Source organism: Mycobacterium sp. UM_Kg27 (genome assembly GCF_000972905.1).
In the GTDB taxonomy this organism is placed as follows: domain Bacteria; phylum Actinomycetota; class Actinomycetes; order Mycobacteriales; family Mycobacteriaceae; genus Mycobacterium.
In genome coordinates this window covers 1-2,149 of record NZ_JRMM01000247.1, presented here as the reverse complement: position 1 = coordinate 2,149, position 2,149 = coordinate 1, and the positions used below count along the sequence as shown (strand labels likewise).

The following is a 2,149-nucleotide window of genomic DNA, read 5'->3' as shown; positions in this document are numbered from 1 at the left end:
TGTGTATAAGAGACAGGGCCCGAACCGGGTCAGGGCGGCGTCCAGGTCGGCGGGGCTGTCGACGATCTCCGAGCGGGCGGTGCGCACGCCGGCGGCGGCCATCACGTCCTTGGCGAACGCCTTGGAGCCTTCGATGCGGGCGGCGTCCTGCGACGGCCCGAAGCAGGCGATCCCGGCGGCACGCAACGCATCTGCGACACCCAAGACCAGCGGCACCTCCGGCCCGATCACCACCAGGTCGGCCTCGACGTCGCGGGCCAAGGCGGTGACCGCCGTAGCCGAGGTGATGTCGATGTCTCGTTGCTCGGCCACTGCGGCGGTACCGGCGTTGCCGGGGGCGATCACCAGGTGATCGACCTTGGGGTCGTTGCGAAGGGCTAGGAGTAACGCATGTTCCCGGGCGCCGGAACCGATCACCAGCACGCGCATGGGCGCCACTCCTCTCCGAGTTTCGCCTCGCTAGTCGGCGAGACTCGCGACACAGGATATATAGCGTCGGCCACTGCAGATGGCGCTGCATGCCTCCAGCAGCGCACCGCCGGACCCGACAAGCCGGCTAGGCCGGGGCGCCCGTCGCGCCGGCCTGGCCGCCAGAACCTGCCTGCCCACCGGAACCACCTGTCCCCGCGGCGCCGGCCGTACCGCCCGCACCGCCCACGCCTGGGTTGCCGCCGTTGACTCCGGAGACTCCGTTGGCACCGTTACCCCCGACGCCGCCGTTGCCGCCGTCGCCGTTTTGACTGCCCTCCGTGCCGCGGCCAGCTAAAGCATCCGGACTGCTGGTTCCGGCGTTGCCACCGGCCCCACCGGTGCCGCCGATGCCGCCGGTGCCGTTGTTGCGATAGATGTCGCCGTTCGCGCCCGCTCCGCCATCGCCGCCGTAGGCACCGTTGCCGCCGATTCCACCAGTGCCGATGCTGCCGGCGTTTCCGCCGTTACCACCGCGTCCGCCGTTGCCGCCGTAGCCGTTGTTGGCGTCGATCCGGCCGGCCCGGCCGTTTCCACCGGTACCGCCATTCCCTCCGGAACCGGCCTGGCCAGTGGCAGCGCCGGCATTGCCGCCGTGCCCCCCACTGCCACCGTTGCCGCCGTAGCTGTTGTTGGAGGTGGAGGTGCTGTCCGCACCGTTGCCTCCGTCTCCGGCATCGCCGCCCCTGCTGACGATCGGCCCGACGGTGCCGACAGATCCGTTCTGCCCGCCGTTACCGCCGCTACCGCCATTGCCGCCGTAGCCGTTGTTGTAGCCCAGCTGGCCGTCGTCGCCATGACCGCCCTTGCCGCCGTCTCCACCGGCACCGGCCTGGCCAGTGCTGTTTGCTGCGTTTCCGCCAGACCCGCCGTGCCCGCCGTTGCCGCCGTAGCCGTTGTTGTAGCCGACGCGCCCATCCGCACCGTCTCCACCGGCTCCACCGGTACCGCCGTTGCCCACCTGCCCGGCGGATCCCACCGTGCCGGCCAGCCCCCCGGTCCCGCCGCTTCCGCCGTTGCCGCCGTAGCCGTTGTTGTAGCCGACTTGGCCGTGGGCACCGGCACCACCATCGCCGCCGACACCACCGTTGCCCGCCTTGCCGGTGGCGTTGCCGGCATTGCCACCCAGGCCACCGGTTCCGCCGTTGGCACCCTGGCCATTGTTGTTGGTGACCTCGCCGGCCGCGCCGGTTCCGCCGGCACCGCCGTCGCCGCCGTTACCGGCCGCACCGCCGAAGCCGACGGTCCCGGCCAGTCCACCGGTACCGCCGTTACCGCCGTGAGCGCCCGTGCCACCGTTGTAGCCGCGCACGCCGTCGGCACCGGCCCCACCGATGCCACCGGTACCGCCGTTACCGGCCTGACCGGCTGCTCCTCCGGCGTTGCCGCCGTTGCCACCCGTGCCACCGGTACCGCCGTAGCCGTTGTTGACCCCGAACTCACCAGTGGCACCCGCGCCCCCGGCGCCGCCGTTGCCGCCATCACCGACCTCGCCGTCCGAGCCCATGATCGACCCGCCCAGGCCACCCTTGCCGCCGGTGCCTCCGTTGCCACCGTTGCCACCGCGGCCGGCACCGGACTGCATGGTGGTGGCGTCCGCTCCATTGGCACCGTTGCCGCCCATGCCGCCGCTACCGCCGTTACCGTGGTCCTGTCTCTTATACACATCTGACGCTGCCGA

Annotated in this window: 2 pseudogenes; both read right to left on the bottom strand. The window is 71.8% G+C overall.

The annotated features are described in order from the left end of the window. Nucleotides 1-429: pseudogene (locus tag LI94_RS20930) on the bottom strand (phosphoribosylamine--glycine ligase); the annotation flags it as partial. Between the two features lie 127 nt (nt 430-556). Next, nucleotides 557-2,149: pseudogene (locus LI94_RS25170) on the bottom strand (PE family protein); the annotation flags it as partial.